At 45.6% G+C, this 21,679-nt stretch carries 18 protein-coding genes; 17 read left to right on the top strand and 1 reads right to left on the bottom strand.

Annotated features, from left to right (window positions below; genetic code table 11):
• Positions 1–6: 6 nt before the first annotated feature.
• The 11 genes from ilvC (at position 7) to yihA (ending at position 14,672) form a co-directional block, all read left to right on the top strand.
• Positions 7–1,032, top strand: a complete 1,026-nt coding sequence (gene ilvC, locus BM278_RS01110; RefSeq protein ID WP_090947564.1) for a ketol-acid reductoisomerase — start codon at positions 7–9, stop codon at positions 1,030–1,032.
• Positions 1,019–2,566: a 2-isopropylmalate synthase gene (locus BM278_RS01105; protein WP_090947563.1), complete on the top strand. Its 1,548-nt coding sequence runs from the start codon at positions 1,019–1,021 to the stop codon at positions 2,564–2,566. The genes ilvC and BM278_RS01105 overlap by 14 nt, the downstream gene beginning before the upstream one ends.
• Positions 2,567–2,582: 16 nt before the next feature.
• On the top strand, positions 2,583–3,698 hold the full coding sequence (leuB, locus tag BM278_RS01100) for a 3-isopropylmalate dehydrogenase (RefSeq protein WP_090947562.1): 1,116 nt from the start codon (positions 2,583–2,585) through the stop codon (positions 3,696–3,698).
• A 24-nt stretch (positions 3,699–3,722) separates the two neighbouring features.
• The gene (gene leuC / locus BM278_RS01095) at positions 3,723–5,138 is read left to right on the top strand and encodes a 3-isopropylmalate dehydratase large subunit (protein ID WP_090947561.1); all 1,416 of its coding nucleotides are present in this window, start codon (positions 3,723–3,725) and stop codon (positions 5,136–5,138) included.
• Positions 5,139–5,150: 12 nt separating this feature from the next.
• On the top strand, positions 5,151–5,744 hold the full coding sequence (gene leuD, locus BM278_RS01090) for a 3-isopropylmalate dehydratase small subunit (RefSeq protein ID WP_090947560.1): 594 nt from the start codon (positions 5,151–5,153) through the stop codon (positions 5,742–5,744).
• A gap of 123 nt (positions 5,745–5,867) precedes the next feature.
• The gene (locus tag BM278_RS01085; RefSeq protein ID WP_090947559.1) at positions 5,868–6,848 is read left to right on the top strand and encodes a tetratricopeptide repeat protein; all 981 of its coding nucleotides are present in this window, start codon (positions 5,868–5,870) and stop codon (positions 6,846–6,848) included.
• Positions 6,849–7,011: 163 nt separating this feature from the next.
• Complete coding sequence (gene tig, locus BM278_RS01080; RefSeq protein WP_090947558.1) at positions 7,012–8,298, top strand: trigger factor; 1,287 nt, start codon at positions 7,012–7,014, stop codon at positions 8,296–8,298.
• A gap of 220 nt (positions 8,299–8,518) precedes the next feature.
• Positions 8,519–9,781, top strand: a complete 1,263-nt coding sequence (clpX, locus tag BM278_RS01075; protein WP_090947557.1) for an ATP-dependent protease ATP-binding subunit ClpX — start codon at positions 8,519–8,521, stop codon at positions 9,779–9,781.
• A 111-nt stretch (positions 9,782–9,892) separates the two neighbouring features.
• Positions 9,893–11,563, top strand: coding sequence for an ATP-dependent protease LonB (lonB, locus tag BM278_RS01070; RefSeq protein WP_090947556.1), 1,671 nt, complete (start codon positions 9,893–9,895; stop codon positions 11,561–11,563).
• A gap of 194 nt (positions 11,564–11,757) precedes the next feature.
• The gene (gene lon / locus BM278_RS01065; RefSeq protein WP_090947555.1) at positions 11,758–14,094 is read left to right on the top strand and encodes an endopeptidase La; all 2,337 of its coding nucleotides are present in this window, start codon (positions 11,758–11,760) and stop codon (positions 14,092–14,094) included.
• A complete protein-coding gene (gene yihA / locus BM278_RS01060; RefSeq protein ID WP_090947554.1) occupies positions 14,091–14,672 on the top strand; it encodes a ribosome biogenesis GTP-binding protein YihA/YsxC in 582 nt (193 codons plus the stop codon). Before lon ends, yihA begins: the two co-directional genes overlap by 4 nt.
• Positions 14,673–14,717: 45 nt before the next feature.
• Here yihA and BM278_RS01055 read toward each other — a convergent pair whose 3' ends face one another.
• On the bottom strand, positions 14,718–15,203 hold the full coding sequence (locus tag BM278_RS01055) for a LiaI-LiaF-like domain-containing protein (protein ID WP_090947553.1): 486 nt from the start codon (positions 15,201–15,203) through the stop codon (positions 14,718–14,720).
• Between the two features lie 169 nt (positions 15,204–15,372).
• Here BM278_RS01055 and hemA point away from each other — a divergent pair, with 169 nt between their 5' ends.
• The 6 genes from hemA to hemL are packed head-to-tail and all read left to right on the top strand — an operon-like array spanning position 15,373 to position 21,576.
• Positions 15,373–16,704, top strand: a complete 1,332-nt coding sequence (hemA, locus tag BM278_RS01050) for a glutamyl-tRNA reductase (RefSeq protein ID WP_090947552.1) — start codon at positions 15,373–15,375, stop codon at positions 16,702–16,704.
• 16 nt (positions 16,705–16,720) lie between these two features.
• Positions 16,721–17,554 carry a cytochrome c biogenesis protein gene (ccsA, locus tag BM278_RS01045; protein WP_090947551.1) on the top strand — a complete coding sequence of 278 codons (834 nt, stop codon included), beginning with the start codon at positions 16,721–16,723 and terminating at the stop codon, positions 17,552–17,554.
• Positions 17,555–17,574: 20 nt separating this feature from the next.
• A complete protein-coding gene (gene hemC / locus BM278_RS01040; RefSeq protein WP_090947550.1) occupies positions 17,575–18,507 on the top strand; it encodes a hydroxymethylbilane synthase in 933 nt (310 codons plus the stop codon).
• Positions 18,507–19,307: a uroporphyrinogen-III synthase gene (locus BM278_RS01035; RefSeq protein ID WP_090947549.1), complete on the top strand. Its 801-nt coding sequence runs from the start codon at positions 18,507–18,509 to the stop codon at positions 19,305–19,307. Before hemC ends, BM278_RS01035 begins: the two co-directional genes overlap by 1 nt.
• Positions 19,288–20,265: a porphobilinogen synthase gene (gene hemB / locus BM278_RS01030; RefSeq protein ID WP_090947548.1), complete on the top strand. Its 978-nt coding sequence runs from the start codon at positions 19,288–19,290 to the stop codon at positions 20,263–20,265. Before BM278_RS01035 ends, hemB begins: the two co-directional genes overlap by 20 nt.
• A 15-nt stretch (positions 20,266–20,280) precedes the next feature.
• Positions 20,281–21,576: a glutamate-1-semialdehyde 2,1-aminomutase gene (gene hemL / locus BM278_RS01025; protein WP_090947547.1), complete on the top strand. Its 1,296-nt coding sequence runs from the start codon at positions 20,281–20,283 to the stop codon at positions 21,574–21,576.
• Positions 21,577–21,679 lie beyond the last annotated feature (103 nt).

Here is a 21,679-nt window from a genome sequence, read left to right as displayed (position 1 = left end):
GAAAACATGGCGAAAGTTTACTATAACGGAGATGCAAATGAAAAATATTTACAAGGAAAAACGGTGGCAATTATCGGTTATGGTTCACAAGGACACGCGCATGCGCAAAACCTTCGCGACAGTGGAGTGAATGTGATTGTTGGACTACGGAAAGGGAAGTCATGGGAACAAGCGGAAAAAGACGGTTTTGCCGTATATAGTGTTCGCGAAGCAGCGCAACAAGCGGATATCGTCATGATTCTTCTTCCAGATGAAAAACAACCGAATGTATACAAAGAAGAAATCGAGCCGGAACTCCAGCCGGGGAACGCGTTAGTATTTGCCCACGGATTTAACATTCACTTTAACCAAATCGTTCCTCCTGAACATGTCGATGTGTTTTTAGTCGCTCCGAAAGGCCCTGGACATTTAGTGCGCCGTACGTATATGGAAGGAGCTGGCGTGCCTGCATTAATTGCCGTGCATCAAGACGTGACAGGAGAAGCAAAAGAAACAGCGCTTGCGTATGCGAAAGCGATCGGCGCGACAAGAGCGGGAGTGCTTGAAACGACGTTTAAAGAAGAAACAGAAACAGACTTATTCGGCGAACAGGCGGTATTATGCGGGGGATTGACGTCACTTATTAAAGCCGGTTTTGAAACGCTTGTCGAAGCAGGGTATCAGCCGGAATTGGCTTATTTCGAATGTTTGCATGAAATGAAGCTGATCGTCGACCTTCTGTACGAAGGCGGGCTTTCTTGGATGCGCCACTCGATCTCGGATACGGCGCAATGGGGAGACTTCATTTCTGGACCGCGCATCATCAACGACGCGGTGAAAGCAGAGATGAAAAAAGTGCTTCATGATATTCAGACAGGGAAATTTGCGAAAAGCTGGATTTTGGAAAACCAAGCAAACCGTCCGGAGTTTAATGCGATTAATCGCCGCGAAAACGAACATCTCATTGAAATTGTCGGACGCGAATTGCGCAGCATGATGCCATTTGTCAAAGAAAAACAGAAAGAAGTGGTGGTTTCGAGTGAGAAAAATTAATATTTTTGACACGACGTTGCGCGATGGTGAACAGTCTGCTGGAGTCAATTTGAATTTGCACGAAAAGCTGGAGATCGCCCGCCAGCTTGAACGGCTTCGCGTCGACATCATTGAGGCTGGCTTCCCTGCCGCATCGAAAGGAGATTTTCAGGCGGTAAAACAAATTGCCGAAACGATCAAAACATGCTCTGTTACCGGGCTTTCCCGCTCGGTACAGAGCGATATTGACGCCGCGTGGGAAGCGTTAAAAGGTGGGGCGGAACCTCGACTCCATTTGTTCATCGCCACATCGCCGATCCATATGACGCACAAATTGCGCATGACGCCGGAACAAGTGATTGAAACGGCGGTATCTTCCGTGAAATATGCAAAACGCTATTTTCCAATTGTCCAATGGTCTGCGGAAGATGCTTGCCGCAGCGAACTTCCTTTCTTGGCGAAAATTATTACGGAAGTGATTAAGGCAGGAGCGACGGTCATCAATATACCGGATACAGTAGGTTATATTACTCCGAAAGAGTATGGAAACATTTTCACTTTCTTGATGAATAATGTTCCGAATATTGAAAAAGTATCGCTTTCTGCCCATTGTCATGACGACTTAGGAATGGCGGTTGCGAATTCGTTAGCGGCAATCGAACATGGTGCAACACAAATTGAAGGGACGATTAACGGAATCGGCGAACGCGCAGGGAATGCAGCATTGGAAGAAATTGCTGTGGCGCTTTACATCCGCAAAGATTACTATCAGGCAGAAACGCGTCTAAACTTGCAAGAAATTAAACGAACGAGCAATCTAGTAAGCAAACTGACAGGCATGGTTATTCCGCCGAACAAAGCGGTCGTCGGCAAAAATGCCTTCGCGCATGAGTCGGGAATCCACCAAGACGGTGTATTAAAAGAGAAAACAACGTATGAAATTATTTCGCCGGAACTTGTCGGCGTGCAATCGAACTCGATGGTGCTTGGAAAACATTCCGGACGCCACGCGTTGCGCAACCGTGTCGAAGAACTTGGATACACATTATCGGATGAAGAAATTAATAAATTGTTTGTTCGCTTCAAAGAACTGGCAGATAAGAAAAAAGACATTACTGATGACGATTTGGTCGCGCTTATTTTTGAAGAAAAATTTGATCACTTTAAAGATTTTTATCAGCTATCTTCGCTTCAAGTCCAGTATGGAACGAACCAAATTCCAACCGCCGTTGTCGTCTTAAAGGACGGGCAAGGAAATGAAATTCAAGAAGCGGCGACGGGAGCGGGAAGCGTCGAAGCGTTGTATAACACGCTGGAGCGTTGCTTTAAAACGTCGGTTACGTTGCTTGACTATCGGATTGAATCGGTCAGCGGCGGACGTGATGCGCTTGCGCAAGTGTTCGTGAAAGTGCGGGTTAACGATATCGAAACAAGCGGGCGCGGCACGGCGCAGGACGTGCTTGAAGCATCCGCGAAAGCCTATATTAACGCTGTTAACCGTGTATTTATGATTGAAACGATGCGTGCGGAAAATCAAAAAGTTGCGATGCAATAAAACGGAGGGAAACGGCATGGGAAGCTATCAGATTGCTGTGTTGCCGGGTGATGGAATCGGAAAAGAAGTGACGAGCGGAGCTGTGGAGATTTTAAAAGCGATCGGAACGCGGTTTGGACATCAGTTTGCGTTCAAATACGGGCTTATTGGCGGAGAGGCGATTGACCAAAAAGGAACGCCGCTTCCCGATGAAACGCTTGCCATCTGCCGCGAAAGCGATGCGGTGTTGCTTGGGGCGGTCGGCGGTCCGAAATGGGACCGCAATCCTGCGCATTTGCGCCCGGAAAAGGGGTTGTTGCAAATTCGCAAAGAGATGAATTTGTTTGCCAATTTGCGGCCGGTAAAATTTTACGACAGTTTAACGGAATCTTCTCCGTTAAAAGAGGAAGTCATCCAAGGGGTCGATTTGCTAATCGTTCGCGAGTTGACAGGAGGGCTATATTTTGGAAAACCGAGCGGACGGATGGTGGAAAACGGGGAAGAAAAAGCGGTAGATACGCTTCTATATAAAAAGGAAGAAATTAAGCGAATTGTGAAAGCGGCGTTTGAACTTGCGCGCAAACGGAAGAAAAAAGTGACGTCTGTCGATAAAGCGAATGTGCTCGAATCGAGCAGAATGTGGCGGGAAATTGCCGAAGAAATTGCGCAAGATTTTCCAGATGTGACGCTTGAGCATATGCTCGTCGATAATGCGGCGATGCAGCTAATTCGCTCTCCGCAACAATTTGATGTGATTGTGACGGAAAACATGTTTGGCGACATTTTAAGCGATGAAGCGTCGATGTTGACGGGATCCCTCGGCATGTTGCCATCGGCGAGTTTATCAACATCAGGTCCTAGTTTATATGAACCGATCCACGGATCCGCTCCAGATATCGCAGGACAAAATAAAGCAAATCCGATTGCGGCAATTTTATCGGCGGCGATGATGCTTCGCCTATCCTTTGGGCTTTCAAAAGAGGCGGATACGATTGAAAAAGCGGTTCAGCACGTATTGGCGGCTGGATTGCGAACGGCTGATATTGCCCAAAAAGGGCAACGGGCCGTTTCCACCGATGAAATGGTAAACGAAATTAAAGCGGCGATTTTAGATAATGAAGCCATTTCTCACATTATGACTGTTTACGCATAATAAAAAGAATGAGAGGTGAAAGCAGTGAAACCGAAAACGATTATTGAAAAAATTTGGGAAAATCATGTCGTATATCGCGAAGATGGAAAACCAGATTTGCTTTATATCGATTTGCATTTAGTGCACGAAGTCACCTCTCCGCAAGCGTTTGAAGGATTGCGGCAAAAAGGGCGGAAAGTGCGCCGCCCTGATTTAACATTCGCGACGATGGATCATAACGTTCCGACAGTGAACCGTTTTGTGATTGAAGACGAAGTAGCGAGAAATCAAATTTCGGCATTGGAGCGAAACTGCCGGGAGTTTTCGATTCCGCTAGCTGATTTGCATAGCGAAGAACAAGGAATCGTCCACGTGATCGGCCCAGAGCTTGGCTTAACACAACCGGGAAAAACGATTGTTTGCGGAGACAGCCATACGTCGACACATGGCGCATTTGGCGCGCTCGCGTTTGGAATTGGAACGAGCGAAGTGGAACACGTGCTTGCGACGCAGACGCTATGGCAGCATAAACCAAAAACGCTGCAAATCCGCATCGATGGCAAATTGGGAGAAGGAGTTACGGCGAAAGACGTAATTTTGGCGATTATCGGGCGTTACGGAGTCGATGTCGGCACCGGATATATTATCGAATTTACTGGCGAAGTCATTCGCAATATGTCGATGGAAGAAAGAATGACGATTTGCAATATGTCGATTGAAGCGGGCGCTCGTGCCGGCTTAGTGAGTCCGGATGAGACGACATTTGCCTATTTGCGAGGCCGCAAATACGCGCCAAAAGGAGAAGAGTTTGAAAAAGCGGTAGAACGCTGGCGTGCACTTGCCACAGACGAAGGGGCGGAATACGATAAAACGATTGAAATTGATGCGTCGACGATTGCGCCAATGGTGACATGGGGAACGAATCCAGCGATGAGCACTTCTGTTGATGGAACGGTGCCGCATCCAGAAGATTTTTCGAGCGAAACAGAACAAAAGGCGGTACGGCGCGCTTTGGAATATATGGGCTTGAAACCTAGCACGCCGATTACGGAAATTCCAGTGCAGCACGTGTTCATCGGTTCTTGCACGAACTCCCGCATTAGCGACTTGCGCGAAGCCGCGAAGATTGTTAAAGGAAAGAAAGTGGCAAAAGGCGTGCGTGCGCTTGTTGTTCCGGGATCGCAACAAGTGAAAAAACAAGCGGAAGAAGAAGGATTAGCGCAAATTTTTATCGATGCGGGATTCGAATGGCGCGATTCCGGCTGTAGCGCATGTTTAGGAATGAATCCGGACATTATCCCGGAAGGAGAACATTGCGCTTCCACATCGAACCGAAATTTTGAAGGCCGACAAGGAAAAGGGGCAAGAACGCATTTAGTGAGCCCGGCGATGGCTGCTGCTGCCGCTATTTATGGACATTTTGTCGATGTTCGAAAATTACAGAAAGAGCCGGTCCATTAAGGAGGGAAACGAATGAAGCCGTTTACTGTTCATAAAGGCAAAGTCGCGGGAATCGACCGTGCCAATATCGATACAGACCAAATTATTCCAAAACAGTTTTTAAAACGAATTGAGCGTACGGGATTTGGTAAGTTTCTCTTTTACGACTGGCGCTATATCGATGGGGAAAAACCAAATCCTGATTTTGAATTAAACCGGCCGGAAAACGAAGGTGCAACGATTCTCGTAGCCAATGAAAATTTCGGCTGCGGGTCATCGCGCGAACATGCGCCATGGGCGCTGCAAGATTACGGGTTTCAAGCGATTATCGCCCCGTCATTCGCTGACATCTTTTATAACAACTGCTTAAAAAACGGGCTATTGCCAATTCGTTTAGCCAAGCAGGACGTCGAATATTTGCTACGTGAGAGTACAAAAGCGGATTATGAACTCACCATTTCGCTAGAAGATCAACGCGTGTACGATGATAATGGATTTGAGCGGACGTTTGACATTGATCCATACCGAAAACAGCTGCTTTTAAAAGGTTGGGATGAAATCGATTTAACGTTCGTTTATGAGCCGTATATCGCGGAGTATGAAAAAAAACATTGCCCATTGCCATAAATAGATAGAAGGAGGCCGTTCCGCCGCAACGTGTTGGAACGGCTTCTTTTCTGATTATTTTGCTTGTATTTTGCAAGAAAACTTGCTACACTTGTTTCAAAATTTTTATGGGGCGGACCGAACATGGAGCGGAAAAATGAAAAAATCATTTTGTTTCCTTATGCTAAAGAACGTCTTGTCGAAGAAGGGATAAAAGCATTACAAGCAAAGCGATATCATGAAGCGCTTCATTTTTTTCATGAAGCGGAACGGCTTGGCGAGGATAGCTTTCATGTAAAGCTTAGCATTGTCGTTTGTTTTTGTGAATTAGGCGAATTTTCTGAGGCTGAACGTCGCTGTCAAATGTTGCTTCAAGAAAATGCGGAAGATGTCGATCTTTTGCAAATATATATATCGATCTTGATGCAGCAGCGTCGATATGTGCAAGCCGAAACCGTGATACGCCAAGCGCTGCGTCGACATTCTCTTCCTTCTTCGGTCAGAGAGCATTTGCTGCGCTTGCTTCATTTCATCCGACAGCTGAACGAACGTTGTCTGCCGTCTGCCGAACAAGATGATGTTTTGCAGCTGCTTTCGTCAAACGACGTTACTGAGCATATGAAAGTGATTAAGCGGCTAGAAAACGAGGATATTACTCCCGTTCTTTTTATTCTAAAACAATACTTGCTGAATGAAGCAAATAATCCGATAACAAAAACGATGGTTTTACGCTTGCTGACGTCAAAAAATGTATCCGATGTTGTAACGGTCGAAAAATTTGGAGAAATAATGGAAGTCATACCAGCGAAGCTGAATGAACGTTCCCAAACAACGTTTGCTGTAAACGTTTTGCGGCAATTGGAAGATAAGTTAGCAAGCAAAAATCCAAGCTTATATGAAGTGGCTGTAGATATTTGGCTTCGTTACACGTACGTTCTTTATCCGTTTTCACCAGCCCCCGCTTTACTCGACGAGTGGGTCGCTGCGCTTCATCTCGTCGCTTGCCAATTTCAAGGAATGCGAACAACTTCGGAAGAAATAGCTCGTATTTATCACGTTCAAGTTCAAGATGTCGACTTTCTTTGCGAAAAACTTTACGAAGCAGAGAAAATTTCCTATTTTTAATCATTCCGTTCGTATTGAAACATCCTCGTTGTATGTTATAATATAATGGTTGTATTGCGTATATATTTTTACGTTTTCGCTACATATATGGAAATAATAAAAAGATAATGAAAAAATAGAGAGATTTTCATTATCTTAATGATTTTTAGTTGGAGGGAATATTATGTCAGTAAAATGGGAAAAGCTTGAAGGACATGAAGGCGTTCTTACTGTCGAAGTGGACGCAGAAAAAGTAAATGAAGGACTGGATGCGGCGTTTAAAAAAGTAGTGAAAAACGTCACTGTTCCAGGATTCCGCAAAGGAAAAGTACCGCGCGTTATTTTTGAAAAACGCTTTGGGGTCGAAGCGCTATATCAAGATGCACTGGATATTTTATTGCCGGAAGCGTACGCAAAAGCTGTGGAAGAGGCGGGAATTGAACCTGTCGATATTCCAAAAATCGACATTGAGCAAATGGAAAAAGGAAAAAGCCTTATTTTTACAGCAAGGGTAATCGTAAAACCGGAAGTGAAACTTGGACAATATAAAGGGTTAGAAGTAGAAAAAATGGATGCTACCGTTACAGATGAAGATGTGGAAAACGAATTGAAACGTCTGCAAGAAAACTACGCGGAACTTGTCGTAAAGGAAGACGGAAAAATCGAAAAAGGCGATACAGCGGTAATCGATTTCGAAGGTTTTGTGGATGGCGAGCCATTTGAAGGAGGAAAAGCGGAAAATTACTCGCTTGAAATCGGCTCCGGCGTATTCATTCCAGGGTTTGAAGATCAATTGGTCGGCATGAAAGCAGGAGAAGAAAAAGAAATTGAAGTGACGTTCCCTGAAGAATATCATGCAAAAGAATTAGCGGGCAAACCTGCAACATTTAAAGTCAAAGTACATGAAGTAAAAGAAAAACAGCTTCCAGCATTGGACGATGAATTCGCAAAAGACGTAGATGATGAAGTGGAAACATTGGAACAATTAAAAGAAAAAATTCGCGCAAGACTGGAAGAAACGAAAAAGAATGAAGCGGAAGCAGCGCTTCGCGACGCGGTTGTCGAAAAGGCAGCGGAAAATGCGGAAATCGATATTCCAGAAGTAATGGTGAAAAACGAAACTGACCGCATGTTGCGCGAATTTGATCAACGTTTGCAACTACAAGGGTTAAACCTTGACCTTTATTATCAATTCTCCGGCCAAGATGAAGCGGCGTTGCGTGAACAAATGAAAGAGGACGCGGAAAAACGCGTTCGTGTTGCGCTAACATTAGAAGCGATTGCAAAGGCAGAAAATATTGAAGTAACAGAAGAAGAAGTGAATGAAGAACTAGAAAAAATGGCGAAAACATACAATTTGGAAGTTGACAAATTAAAAGAGCTATTAGGAAGTCTCGAAGGCGTCAAAGAAGATTTGAAATGGCGAAAAACGATCGATTTCCTTGTAGAGCATAGCAAAGTTGCGGCATAATATATTAAAGAACAAGGCGCGAATGTTCGTGCCTTGTTCTTTCATACAAAAAGTGGAGTGTGATGAACAATTTTCTAATTTTTCTAACGCATTATATTTTTTGTTAGCCTTTTGGTGATTATTTATGATAAAATGACCAATACATAAGTTTTGTCGGCAAAGTTTTGTGGGAGTGAATAAAATACATATAAGTTGTGCGATATGGCAAGGGGTGAACATGATGTTTAAATTTAATGATGAAAAAGGGCAGTTAAAGTGTTCGTTTTGCGGAAAAACGCAAGATCAAGTCCGCAAGCTCGTTGCTGGTCCCGGTGTATACATATGTGACGAATGCATCGAGCTATGCACGGAGATTGTGGAAGAAGAGTTGGGGAATGAAGAGGAATTTGAATTTAAAGATATTCCGAAGCCAAAAGAAATTCGCGAAATTTTAGATGAATATGTCATCGGCCAAGATGAAGCGAAAAAGTCGTTGGCAGTCGCCGTTTATAATCATTATAAACGGATTAATTCCGGCAGTAAAATCGACGATGTCGAATTATCGAAAAGCAACATTTTAATGATTGGGCCGACAGGAAGCGGAAAAACGTTGCTTGCGCAAACATTGGCGCGCATTTTAAACGTGCCGTTTGCAATTGCCGATGCGACGTCGCTCACAGAAGCTGGGTACGTCGGGGAAGATGTGGAAAACATTTTGCTCAAGCTTATTCAGGCAGCAGATTATGATGTGGAACGGGCGGAAAAAGGGATTATTTATATCGATGAAATCGATAAAATCGCCCGTAAATCGGAAAACCCTTCGATTACGCGCGACGTATCTGGCGAAGGAGTACAGCAGGCGCTATTAAAAATTTTAGAGGGAACGATTGCTAGTGTTCCGCCTCAAGGCGGCCGCAAACATCCGCATCAAGAGTTCATCCAAATTGACACGACGAACATTTTATTTATTTGCGGCGGTGCGTTTGATGGAATTGAACCGATTATTAAACGCCGTTTAGGGAAAAAAGTGATCGGGTTTGGCGCCGACATCCAGCAATCAGAAGTGGATGAGAAAAATTTATTGTCCAAAGTGCTTCCGGAAGATTTATTAAAGTTTGGGCTCATTCCGGAATTCATCGGCCGCCTTCCGGTTATCACGACGTTAGAGCCGCTTGATGAACAGGCGCTTATGGATATATTGACGAAACCGAAAAACGCGATTGTGAAGCAATATCAAAAAATGCTTGAACTTGATGGGGTCGAACTTGAATTTGAAGAAGAAGCGCTGCGCGAGATTGCGAAAAAAGCGATTGAACGAAAAACAGGAGCGCGCGGTCTCCGCTCGATTATTGAAGGAATTATGCTTGATGTCATGTTCGAGCTGCCATCACGTGAAGATGTGCAAAAATGCATTATTACTGTAGAGACGGTCCGCGGCAATGAACCGCCAAAACTCATTGGCCATGACGGAACCGTGGTGGAGGGGCGGAAAACGTCCGCGTAACATTTTGGGAACTGCCTTAATCATAAGGCGGTTTCTTTTTTTGTTTATTCCTGCCTTTTCACGGAGATACTATCATACTACATCCTATTGGAAGGCAGGAGGATTTCAGAAATGAACTGGGCAAACGTTGTGCTATTAATACAACTGTTTTTCGGGATTATTATCGGCCTTTATTTTTGGAATTTGCTTAAAAGCCAACGAATCCAAAAAGTTTCGATCGATAAAGAATCGCGAAAAGAAATGGAGCAACTGCGGAAACTGCGATCTATTTCGTTAACGGAACCGCTTGCGGAAAAAGTAAGGCCGAAAAGTTTTAGCGATATTGTCGGCCAAGAAGATGGAATCAAGGCACTAAAAGCGGCGTTATGCGGTCCAAACCCGCAGCATGTCATTATTTACGGACCTCCTGGTGTTGGAAAAACGGCTGCGGCTCGCCTTGTTTTGGAAGAGGCGAAAAAAAATCCGCTTTCTCCTTTTAAAGAAGATGCCGCATTTGTTGAATTGGATGCAACGACGGCGCGGTTTGATGAACGCGGAATTGCCGATCCGTTAATCGGGTCTGTGCATGATCCGATTTATCAAGGGGCTGGAGCAATGGGGCAAGCGGGAATCCCGCAGCCAAAGCAAGGAGCGGTCACGAACGCGCACGGTGGGATTTTATTTATTGATGAAATTGGGGAACTTCACCCGATTCAAATGAATAAATTGCTGAAAGTGCTTGAAGACCGAAAAGTATTTTTTGAAAGTGCTTATTATAGCAAGGAAAATCCGCAAATTCCAAGCCATATCCATGATATTTTTCAAAATGGACTTCCTGCCGATTTTCGGCTTGTCGGTGCGACGACGAGGACGCCAAACGAAATTCCTCCAGCTATTCGCTCGCGCTGTTTAGAAGTGTTTTTCCGCGAACTCGATCAAGAGGAAATTGCGCTTATCGCGAAAAAAGCAGCGGATAAAATTCGTTTAAAAGTATCGGAAAACGGGATTCGCATTCTTGCGTCTTATGCACGAAATGGACGGGAAGCGGTGAATATTATGCAAATTGCCGCGGGAATCGCCATTTCCGAAAACCGTGAAACGATTTTAGAGAAAGATATTGAATGGGTGATCCACTCCAGTCAATTGTCGCCGCGGTATGAAAAGAAAATTGCAGAAACGCCGTCGGTCGGGATTGTTAACGGTCTGGCGGTCTGCGGACCGAATACAGGGACGATTTTGGAAATTGAAGTGGCTGCGTTGCCAGCAAAAGAAAAAGGAACTGTTCACATTACTGGCATCGTCGAAGAAGAAAGGATTGGAACTCAGGAAAAATCAATTCGCCGCAAAAGCATGGCGAAAGGTTCCATTGAAAATGTCATCACGGTATTGCGCACGATGGGAGTACCTGCTGACCGTTATGATATTCATGTGAATTTTCCTGGAGGTATTCCAATCGATGGCCCATCCGCGGGAGTTGCGATCGCAACCGGAATTTATTCGGCGATTTATCAAATACCTGTCGATTGTACGGCAGCGATGACGGGGGAAATCAGCATTCACGGTTATGTCAAGCCGGTGGGCGGAATTTTTCCAAAAGTAAAAGCGGCGAAGCAGGCGGGAGCAAAAAAAGTGATTGTTCCGTTAGAAAATATGCAAACCATTTTGCGGGAAATGAGCGGGATCGAGATTATCCCGGTTCGACGTCTAGATGAAGTGTTTGCCATTGTGTTTGGAAAAAATTTTATCCAACACGGCAGAATCATTCCAGCAGCTGCCGATCGCTCTAAAACAAAATCCGTATAGTTTAGCGGTCGATACGACTTCGACGAAGGAAACAACGTGTCGAAGTCGATTTTTCTTTGTGTGATGTATTCATAAGCAAGATGTTTGCCTCATCTGTTGCTGTTCGTTTTGCATCCATAGATGCGTTGCATTTGCGTCGTGGAATTTTACAAACAGGGCTGCCGTGCTATACAATAGACGAATAGAAGCGAGATATGGAGGTGTTCGCGGTGAAAAAGAAAGAACTTATCGTTCCCCTCTTGCCGCTAAGGGGATTGCTTGTTTTTCCAACGATGGTGTTGCATCTAGATGTAGGACGAGAAAAATCGGTGAGGGCGCTTGAAAAAGCGATGGTAGAAGATCATGTCATTTTGTTGACATCACAAAAAGATGTTTCCATTGATGAGCCTGATATGGATGATTTGTATAAAATGGGGACGCTTGCGCGCGTAAAACAATTGCTTAAACTTCCAAACGGAACGTTTCGCGTGTTGGTGGAAGGAATGGCGCGGGCGCTCATCACTGAGGTAGTAAGTGAAGAACCGCATTTTATTGTAAAAGTAGAAAAGTTTGTGGACCGCGCGGCGAAAGATTTAGAAGATGAAGCGCTGAAGCGGACGATGCTCGAATATTTCGAACAATACATAAACTTGTCGAAAAGATTGTCTGCCGATATTTATGCTTCGATCGCGGATATTGACGAGCCGGGGCGGATGGCGGACATTATCGCTTCCCATTTGCCGCTTAAGCTCGAAGAAAAACAACGCATTCTCGAAATGATCGACGTGAAGGAACGCGTCCATAAAATTATTCAAATTCTTCATAATGAAAAAGAAGTGCTGCAGCTTGAGAAAAAGATTAGCATGCGCGTCAAGCAATCGATGGAGCGCACGCAAAAAGAATACTATTTGCGTGAACAAATGAAGGCGATCCAAAAGGAACTCGGTGAAAAAGAAGGAAAAGCGGGAGAAGTCGAGACTTTGAAAGAAAAAATTGAAGCGGCCGGCATGCCAAGCCATGTGAAGGAAACGGCGCTCAAAGAGCTTGACCGTTATGAAAAAATTCCGGCAACGTCAGCGGAAAGCGCGGTCATTCGCAATTATTTAGACTGGCTCATTGCGCTTCCTTGGTCAACACAAACAGAAGATATTCACGATATTAAACGAGCGGAAGCGATATTAAACGAAGATCATTATGGTTTGGAAAAAGTAAAAGAGCGGGTGCTCGAATTTCTATCTGTGCAGCAATTAACGAAATCGCTAAAAGGTCCGATTCTTTGCTTGGCAGGACCGCCAGGAGTCGGGAAAACGTCGCTTGCCCGTTCGATTGCCAAATCTCTTAACCGCCGCTTCGTCCGCATTTCGCTGGGCGGCGTCCGCGATGAATCGGAAATTCGCGGCCACCGTCGCACATACGTCGGTGCGATGCCAGGGCGCATCATTCAAGGGATGAAAAAAGCAGGAACGATTAATCCAGTGTTTTTATTGGATGAAATTGATAAAATGTCGAGCGATTTTCGCGGCGATCCGTCCGCGGCGCTTTTGGAAGTGCTCGATCCGGAACAAAACCATGCGTTTAGCGACCATTATATTGAAGAACCGTACGATTTATCAAAAGTGATGTTTATTGCGACGGCAAATAATTTAGCGACAATTCCGCAACCGCTTTTGGATCGTATGGAAATTATTACAATCCCAGGCTATACCGAAGTCGAAAAGTTACAAATCGCTAAACGCCATTTGCTTCCAAAACAGCTAAAGGAACACGGACTAAAAAAATCAGCGCTGCAAATACGCGATGACGCGATGATGAGCATTATTCGTTATTATACAAGGGAAGCGGGAGTGCGCGAATTGGAGCGGCAGCTTGCCGCGATTTGCCGAAAAGCGGCGCGGTTCATCGTTTCTGGGGAGAAAAAACGCGTCATCATTACTGAGAAAAATATCGAGGAATTTTTAGGAAAGAGAAAATATCGCTACGGTCAAGCGGAATTAGAAGATCAAGTCGGCGTGGCGACGGGACTTGCCTACACGGCTTTTGGCGGCGACACGTTGTCCATCGAAGTCTCGCTTGCGCCAGGAAAAGGAAAGCTTGTATTAACAGGAAAATTAGGCGATGTCATGAAAGAATCAGCGCAAGCGGCGTTTAGCTACGTGCGTTCACGCGCTGAACAGCTTGGGATTGACCCGGAATTTCATGAAAAATATGATATTCATATTCACGTACCGGAAGGCGCGGTTCCGAAAGACGGACCATCGGCCGGGATTACGATTGCGACAGCGCTGATTTCCGCGTTAACGGGCCGCCCGGTAAGCCGCTTTGTCGGCATGACGGGAGAAATTACGTTGCGCGGCCGCGTGCTTCCAATTGGCGGATTAAAAGAAAAAACGTTAAGCGCCCATCGTGCCGGCTTGAAAAAAGTGATTTTGCCGAAGGACAATGAAAAAGACTTAGACGATATTCCAGATGTAGTGAAAAAGGATTTGCAATTTGTGCTCGTTTCCCATTTAGATGAAGTATTACAACACGCATTGGTAGGGGATTGGCGATGAACGTGACAAAAGCGGAAATTGTCGTCAGCGCGGTGAGGCCGGAACAATATCCAGACGGCGCGTTGCCGGAATTCGCGTTAGCCGGCCGTTCCAATGTCGGCAAATCTTCTTTTATTAATAAAATGATTAACAGAAAAAATTTAGCACGTACTTCGTCTAAGCCGGGGAAAACGCAAACGTTAAACTTTTACTTGATTAATGAAGCGTTGTACTTTGTCGATGTGCCGGGATACGGATTTGCAAAGGTTTCGAAGAAAGAGCGGGAAGCATGGGGCAAAATGATGGAAACGTATTTTACGACGAGAGAACAGCTGCGGGCGGTCGTACTGCTCGTTGACTTGCGCCATCCGCCGACGAAGGATGATGTGATGATGTATGAGTTTTTAAAACATTACGAGATTCCAACGATCATTGTTGCGACAAAAGCCGATAAAGTTCCAAAAGGGAAATGGCAAAAACATCGAAAAATTGTGCGCGAAACGTTGAATATCGTCGATGGCGACGAATTGATCTTGTTTTCGGCGGAGACGGGGCAAGGAAAAGAAGAAGCTTGGGCGGCGCTAGAACGATTCCTTTAAGTGAAAAAACACCAGCAGAAAAGGAGCTGGTGTTTTTTGCATGGATTATTTTCGTTTTATCAATAATATGTATATACCAACAATGATTAGCGCAAGCGGCCAAAATTTCCAAACGGACGAAATGCTCGTTTCGACGATGTGAAACAAATGTGAAAACCGCTCAGAAAACAGCAGGATAAAGGCTAATGCTAAAAAAAATATGCTTTGGCCAAGCCCGTTTTTTGTTTTCCGAGAGCTAAAGAAAAACGCGATGGCAATGATGAGAAAAAACACGCCAACATGGTTTGGCCAGCGTTGGAACAAGCTTGCAAGTAAAAAATGGAGACCAAATCCAAACAACACGATCCCCGGGAAAATGTGCTGGTATTCACGTGCCGAGTATGCCTGTGCGATCAATGCAATGCCAAAAATGATGAGCAACGCAGGCCAATCTTGAAAGAGACGCAGCGGTGGGAGATGAAGTTGATTTGCTAAAAAGTAAACGCCAAGTCCAACGAGAATAATGCCAGAAAACGTCGTTTGTTTCTTCATCGGTTCCTCCCGGTTTTTCGACAAACTTTTTTGTGGTACAATGGTACTGTATAAAGTTTATCATATGCTTTCTATCTTGTTCACACTTTTTTCAACAAAGAAAAAAGAGACATGTGCTATAATAAAAAAAGACGTTGATTGCACTTGTTTATAAGGGGGTATAAAGGAAGTGCATATTATTGTTGTTGGCGTAAACTATAAAACGACCCCTGTTGAAATCCGTGAAAAACTTGCGTTTAGCGAGTCGGAATTGGTCGATGCGATGAAACAATTGCAGCAGCAAAAAAGCGTTTTGGAAAATGTGATTGTTTCTACGTGCAATCGTACCGAAGTTTACGCGGTTGTTGATCAGCTGCATACCGGTCGTTATTATATAAAATCATTTTTAGCAAATTGGTTTCACATGGAAGCCGATGCGCTTACGCCATATTTGAACATACTGGAAAACGAAGCGGCGGTGGAACATTTATTCCGCGTTGCTTCTGGTTTGGATTCGATGATTTTGGGAGAAACGCAAATTTTAGGGCAAGTCAAATCAAGCTACCTTCTTGCCCAAAAAGAAGGAACGACTGGCACGATATTTAATCAGCTATTCAAGCAGGCGGTCACATTCGCAAAGCGCGCCCATTCCGAAACAGAAATCGGCGCGAACGCGGTATCGGTAAGCTACGCGGCGGTCGAACTTGCGAAAAAGATTTTTGGCGACTTATCTGCGAAACACGTTTTAATTATCGGCGCTGGGAAAATGGGAGAATTAGCCGCGCAAAATTTATATGGCAGTGGCGTAAAAACAGTAACGGTCGTCAATCGAACGCTCGAAAAAGCAGAGAAGCTGGCGAAAAAGTTTTTCGGAACGGCAAGATCGCTTTGTGAACTGTCGTGCGCGCTTTTAGAAGCGGACATTGTCATTAGTTCTACTGGGGCAAAAGATTATATCATCACGAAAGAAATGATGGCACATATAGAGAAAATGCGGAAAGGGCGTCCGCTATTTATGGTGGATATCGCCGTTCCGCGCGACTTAGACCCGGCGCTTGCCGAATTAGAAAGCGTCTTTTTATATGATATTGACGATTTGGAAGGAATCGTGCAAGCGAATTTAGAAGAACGCAAAAAAGCAGCGGCGCAGATCGAGCGCATGATCGGAAACGAGCTTGTCGCCTTCCAGCAATGGCTTCATACGCTCGGCGTTGTGCCTGTTATCGCTGCGCTTCGTGAAAAAGCGCTCGCGATTCAAGCGGAGACGATGCGAAGCATTGAGCGAAAACTGCCGCATTTGTCTGAACGTGATCGGAAGGTGTTGAACAAACATACAAAAAGCATCATTAACCAATTGTTGCGCGATCCGATTTTACGAGCGAAAGAGTTGGCGGCAGAGCCAAATGCCGAAGAAGCGCTGCAATTGTTTATGAAAATTTTCAATATCGAAGATGCCGTAAAAGCGCAAAAGCAAGCGAAAACGGATGGTCAACGAGCCGCTATGCCGTCTCTACAGTCATAAGAGAGGATTTGGGCATATGTTAGAGATGACCATGACCCGGTTATACGAGCTTTCCATTCTTTTGTACGTGCTGTCTATACTTTTATACTTTATTGATTTTCTTCAGCGTAACCGGAAGGCGAACCAAGTCGCTTTCTGGTTACTTTCTATTGTTTGGATGTTGCAAACGTTTTTTTTCTTGTTTCGCATTGTGCAGACAGGACGCTTCCCAATTTTAACGATGTCGGAAGGTCTTTATTTTTACGCGTGGTTGCTCATTACGCTGTCCCTTGTCATTAACCGGTTGATGCGTGTTGATTTTATCGTCTTTTTTACAAACGTGTTAGCGTTTTTAATTTTGGCGATTCATACGTTCGCGCCGAATCATCATCAATCGCCGGTTGTTGCCGAAAAACTCATTTCTGAATTGTTGATGATTCATATTACAATGGCGCTGTTAGCTTATGCGGCGTTTTCGCTTTCGTTTATTTTTTCGGTGTTGTATATGCTGCAATACAGCTTGTTGAAACGAAAAAAATGGGGAGAACGGTTATGGCGGATGGCTGATTTAACGAAGTTAGATTTTATGTCATACGTTTTAAATTTAATCGGATTGCCGATGTTGTTATTAGGATTGATTCTTGGAGTGATTTGGGCATACATCAAATTGGAGCATTTTCACTGGTACGACGTGAAAGTATTAGGTTCGTTCTTTGTGCTTTTGGTATACAGCGCCTATTTTTATAAGCGCGTCGTCCAGCAAGTGCAAGGAAAAGCGATTGCGCTATGGAACATCGGCTCGTTTTTATTTTTATTGGTAAACTTTCTCTTATTCGGTAGTTTATCGAAATTTCATTTTTGGTATTCGTAGTCGTGGGTGGAGGATGGAAGATGAGAAAAATAATCGTTGGCTCGCGGCGCAGCAAACTTGCGCTTACCCAGACGAACTGGGTCATCGAACAGCTGAAGCAATTAGGGGCGCCGTTTGAGTTTGAAATAAAAGAAATTGTTACGAAAGGCGATAAAATCATTGATGTGACGCTGTCAAAAGTCGGCGGCAAAGGATTGTTCGTCAAAGAGATTGAACATGCGATGCTAAACAGCGAGATTGATATGGCCGTCCATAGCATGAAAGACATGCCCGCAGTTTTGCCTGAAGGGCTGATCATCGGCTGCGTGCCGCCGCGTGAGGATCACCGCGATGTGCTGATTAGCAAAAATAAAGAAACGTTTGCGAATCTGCCGAGCGGAGCGGTCGTTGGAACGAGCAGTTTGCGCCGTTCCGCGCAACTATTGGCGCAACGGCCGGATTTGACGATCAAATGGATTCGCGGCAATATCGATACGAGGCTTGCGAAGCTGCAAACCGAAGATTATGACGCCATTGTTCTTGCGGCGGCTGGATTGGTGCGCATGGGCTGGGCAAGCGATGTGATTACGGAATATTTATCAACAGATGTATGTCTTCCGGCTGTCGGCCAAGGGGCATTGGCGGTGGAATGCCGCGAAAGCGACGAAGAATTGCGGGAGTGGCTGCAAAAATTAAACGACATTGACACCGAACGGGCTGTTTATGCTGAACGCGCATTTTTGCGGCAAATGGAAGGCGGCTGTCAAGTGCCGATCGCTGGCTATGCGCATGTCGATGAACGAAATGACATCGTATTGACCGCGCTTGTTGCCTCCCCCGACGGAAAAGTGCTGTATAAAGAAACGGTGAGCGGATCGGATCCGGAGGACGTCGGAACGGCCGCTGCGAATTTGTTAATAAAGCGCGGGGCGAAAGCGTTAATCGATCGCGTCAAAGAGGAGATGAATCGGTAATGGCAAGCGGTCCGTTGGCGGGAAAAACGGTGCTTGTGACAAGAGGGAAAGAACAGGCGAAAGCGTTTTCGGAAAAGCTGCGCGAAGCCGGGGCGATCCCGATTGAAATTCCGCTTATTGCGATTTCTCCTTCTCCCCATCGTGAAGAAATCGAGCGGTGCGCGCATCAGCTTTCCGATTATGATTGGCTCGTTTTCACAAGCGCGAACGGCGTGCGGTTTTTTTTCCCGTTTGTTAACAAGGAAACGCCGCTTCCAAAAGTGGTGGTCGTCGGTAAAAAAACGGCGGCGGCGTTAAAAACGCATGGCGTTTCTCCTGCCGTCGTCCCTGATGAATTTGTTGCCGAGGGGGTCATCGAAGCGCTAAAACCGCTTGTCAAACCGCGCGATCGCGTTCTTTTAGTCAAAGGAAACTTGGCAAGGACGGTGTTGCGAGACGCGCTAGTCGACATGGGGGCGGACGTAACGGACTTGATTGTATATGAAACGTCAATGAACGAAGCGGGAAAAGAACAATTGCTATATCTGCTTCGAGAAAAAAAACTCGATGTGATGACGTTTACAAGCTCCTCGATTGTACAAAGCTTTATGCGGATGATGGAAGGAGAAGATATCGCTTCATTGCTTGCCGGCTGTGCAATCGCCTGCATCGGCCCGATTACGAAGGAAACGGCGGAAAAAGCAGGGCTTTCCGTGCATATTTGTCCAAACGAGTATACGATTGATGCTATGATAAAAGAGATGGAGATATATTTCGCAAAATGTGATGGAGGGAAAATGAATGGAAACGTTACGATTTGATCGCCATCGCCGGTTGCGGCAAACCGCGAATTTGCGGGCGATGGTGAGAGAAACGCATATTCATGTAGACGATCTTATTTATCCGATTTTTGTCGTCGAAGGAAGCGGGGTAAAAAGAGAGGTACCGTCGATGCCGGGAATATACCAATTTTCGCTTGACCGTTTAAATGAGGAAATAGACGAGGTCGTCCAGCTCGGCATTAAATCGGTGATTGTCTTTGGCGTGCCGGCGGAAAAAGATGAAGTCGGCTCACAGGCATATTGCGAGCATGGCATCGTCCAGCGAGCGATCCGCCAAATAAAAGAAAATTACCCGGATGTCGTCGTCATTGCCGATACATGTTTATGCGAATATACGAGCCATGGACATTGCGGCGTTGTCGAAAATGAACAAGTATTAAACGATCCATCGCTCGAATTGCTCGTGAAAACAGCTGTCAGCCAAGCGAAAGCGGGAGCGGATATTATCGCGCCTTCCAATATGATGGACGGCTTTGTCGCGGCGATCCGCCAAGGGCTTGACGAAGCTGGATTTACGAACGTGCCGATTATGTCGTATGCGATTAAATACGCGTCCGCGTTTTACGGTCCGTTCCGCGACGCTGCCGATAGCGCGCCACAATTCGGCGATCGGAAAACGTATCAAATGGATCCGGCAAACCGCCGCGAAGCGTTCCGGGAAGCGGAATCGGATGTGCGCGAAGGCGCTGACTTTTTAATGGTGAAACCGGCGCTTTCTTATTTAGATATTATCCGCGATATCAAAAATCATTTCCATCTTCCAATCGTTGCTTATAACGTGAGCGGAGAATATTCGATGGTCAAAGCGGCAGCGCAAAACGGCTGGATTAACGAAAAAGACATTGTCATGGAAATGCTGGTTAGCATGAAACGGGCCGGCGCCGATTTGATCATGACCTATTTTGCGAAAGATGTGGCGCGTTGGTTAAACGAATAGAAAGGGGAGCGACATATGCGAAGCTACGAACGTTCGAAAGCTGCGTATGAAGAAGCAGTTCGCTTGTTGCCGGGCGGCGTCAACAGCCCGGTGCGCGCGTTTAAATCCGTCCATATGACGCCGATCTTTATGGCGCGCGGCAAAGGGTCGAAAATTTATGATATCGACGGCAATGAATATATCGATTATGTGTTGTCGTGGGGGCCGCTTATTTTGGGCCATGCGAATCCACGCGTTGTCGAGGCGTTGAAAAAAGTGACGGAAAACGGCACGAGCTTTGGCGCACCGACGTTGATCGAAAACGAGTTGGCGAAATTGGTGGTGGAACGGGTTCCATCGATCGAAATCGTCCGCATGGTGAATTCCGGAACGGAAGCGACGATGAGCGCGCTTCGGTTAGCGCGCGGCTACACAGGGCGCAATAAAATTTTGAAGTTTGAAGGTTGCTATCACGGACACGGCGACTCGCTGCTCATCAAAGCTGGTTCGGGAGTGGCGACACTTGGGTTGCCGGACAGCCCTGGTGTTCCGGAAACGTTGGCACAGCATACGATCACCGTTCCTTACAACGATTTAGAAAGCGTCAAATACGCGTTTGAACGGTTTGGCGAAGATATCGCTGCGGTCATCGTCGAGCCGGTTGCCGGCAATATGGGCGTCGTTCCGCCGGTTCCAGGCTTTTTGCAAGGATTGAGGGACATCACAAAACAATATGGGGCGCTGCTGATTTTTGATGAAGTCATGACGGGATTCCGCGTTGACTACCATTGTGCGCAAGGCTATTTCGGCATTGAACCGGATTTGACGTGCCTTGGAAAAGTCATCGGCGGCGGGCTTCCGGTCGGAGCGTACGGCGGAAAAGCGGAAATTATGGAAAAAGTCGCACCGAGCGGCCCAATTTATCAAGCGGGAACGCTGTCAGGAAACCCGCTTGCCATGACGGCCGGGTATGAAACGTTAATTCAGCTGACTCCGGAAACATACGAACAATTCCGCAAAAAAGCGGATCGATTGGAAGAAGGGCTGCGCAAAGCGGCAGAAAAATACGAAATTCCGCATACGATTAACCGCGCCGGTTCGATGATCGGCTTCTTCTTTACAAACGAAAACGTAATCAACTATGAAAAAGCGAAAACGTCAAATTTAGAAATGTTCGCAACATATTACCGTGAAATGGCGGAACAAGGAATTTTCCTTCCTCCGTCGCAATTTGAAGGATTGTTTTTATCGACCGAACATAGTGATGAAGATATTGAAAAAACAATCGCCGCGGCCGAGCGCGCGTTTGCGAAAATTCGCGAAGGAAAATAAAAACGGGTTGTCCATTTTGGACAGCCCGATTTTTTTATTCATATTGTTCGTTTGTCTTTCATACAATGGGTAATGCCATAGAAAAATTTGGCGGAAAGGGACG

This window comes from Parageobacillus thermantarcticus (assembly GCF_900111865.1).
GTDB lineage: Bacteria > Bacillota > Bacilli > Bacillales > Anoxybacillaceae > Parageobacillus > Parageobacillus thermantarcticus.
This window is presented reverse-complemented; position numbering and strand designations above follow the sequence as displayed.

Bases quoted from the DNA above. Each gene is read 5' to 3' on its own strand.
- clpX (WP_090947557.1), top strand. From the start codon at position 8,519: ATGTTTAAATTTAATGATGAAAAAGGGCAGTTAAAGTGTTCGTTTTGC.
- tig (WP_090947558.1), top strand. From the start codon at position 7,012: ATGTCAGTAAAATGGGAAAAGCTTGAAGGACATGAAGGCGTTCTTACT.
- hemL (WP_090947547.1), top strand. From the start codon at position 20,281: ATGCGAAGCTACGAACGTTCGAAAGCTGCGTATGAAGAAGCAGTTCGC.
- ccsA (WP_090947551.1), top strand. From the start codon at position 16,721: ATGTTAGAGATGACCATGACCCGGTTATACGAGCTTTCCATTCTTTTG.
- hemC (WP_090947550.1), top strand. From the start codon at position 17,575: ATGAGAAAAATAATCGTTGGCTCGCGGCGCAGCAAACTTGCGCTTACC.
- hemB (WP_090947548.1), top strand. From the start codon at position 19,288: ATGGAAACGTTACGATTTGATCGCCATCGCCGGTTGCGGCAAACCGCG.
- yihA (WP_090947554.1), top strand. From the start codon at position 14,091: ATGAACGTGACAAAAGCGGAAATTGTCGTCAGCGCGGTGAGGCCGGAA.
- BM278_RS01055 (WP_090947553.1), bottom strand. From the start codon at position 15,203: ATGAAGAAACAAACGACGTTTTCTGGCATTATTCTCGTTGGACTTGGC.
- BM278_RS01035 (WP_090947549.1), top strand. From the start codon at position 18,507: ATGGCAAGCGGTCCGTTGGCGGGAAAAACGGTGCTTGTGACAAGAGGG.
- leuB (WP_090947562.1), top strand. From the start codon at position 2,583: ATGGGAAGCTATCAGATTGCTGTGTTGCCGGGTGATGGAATCGGAAAA.
- lon (WP_090947555.1), top strand. From the start codon at position 11,758: ATGGAGGTGTTCGCGGTGAAAAAGAAAGAACTTATCGTTCCCCTCTTG.
- lonB (WP_090947556.1), top strand. From the start codon at position 9,893: ATGAACTGGGCAAACGTTGTGCTATTAATACAACTGTTTTTCGGGATT.
- BM278_RS01085 (WP_090947559.1), top strand. From the start codon at position 5,868: ATGGAGCGGAAAAATGAAAAAATCATTTTGTTTCCTTATGCTAAAGAA.
- leuD (WP_090947560.1), top strand. From the start codon at position 5,151: ATGAAGCCGTTTACTGTTCATAAAGGCAAAGTCGCGGGAATCGACCGT.
- ilvC (WP_090947564.1), top strand. From the start codon at position 7: ATGGCGAAAGTTTACTATAACGGAGATGCAAATGAAAAATATTTACAA.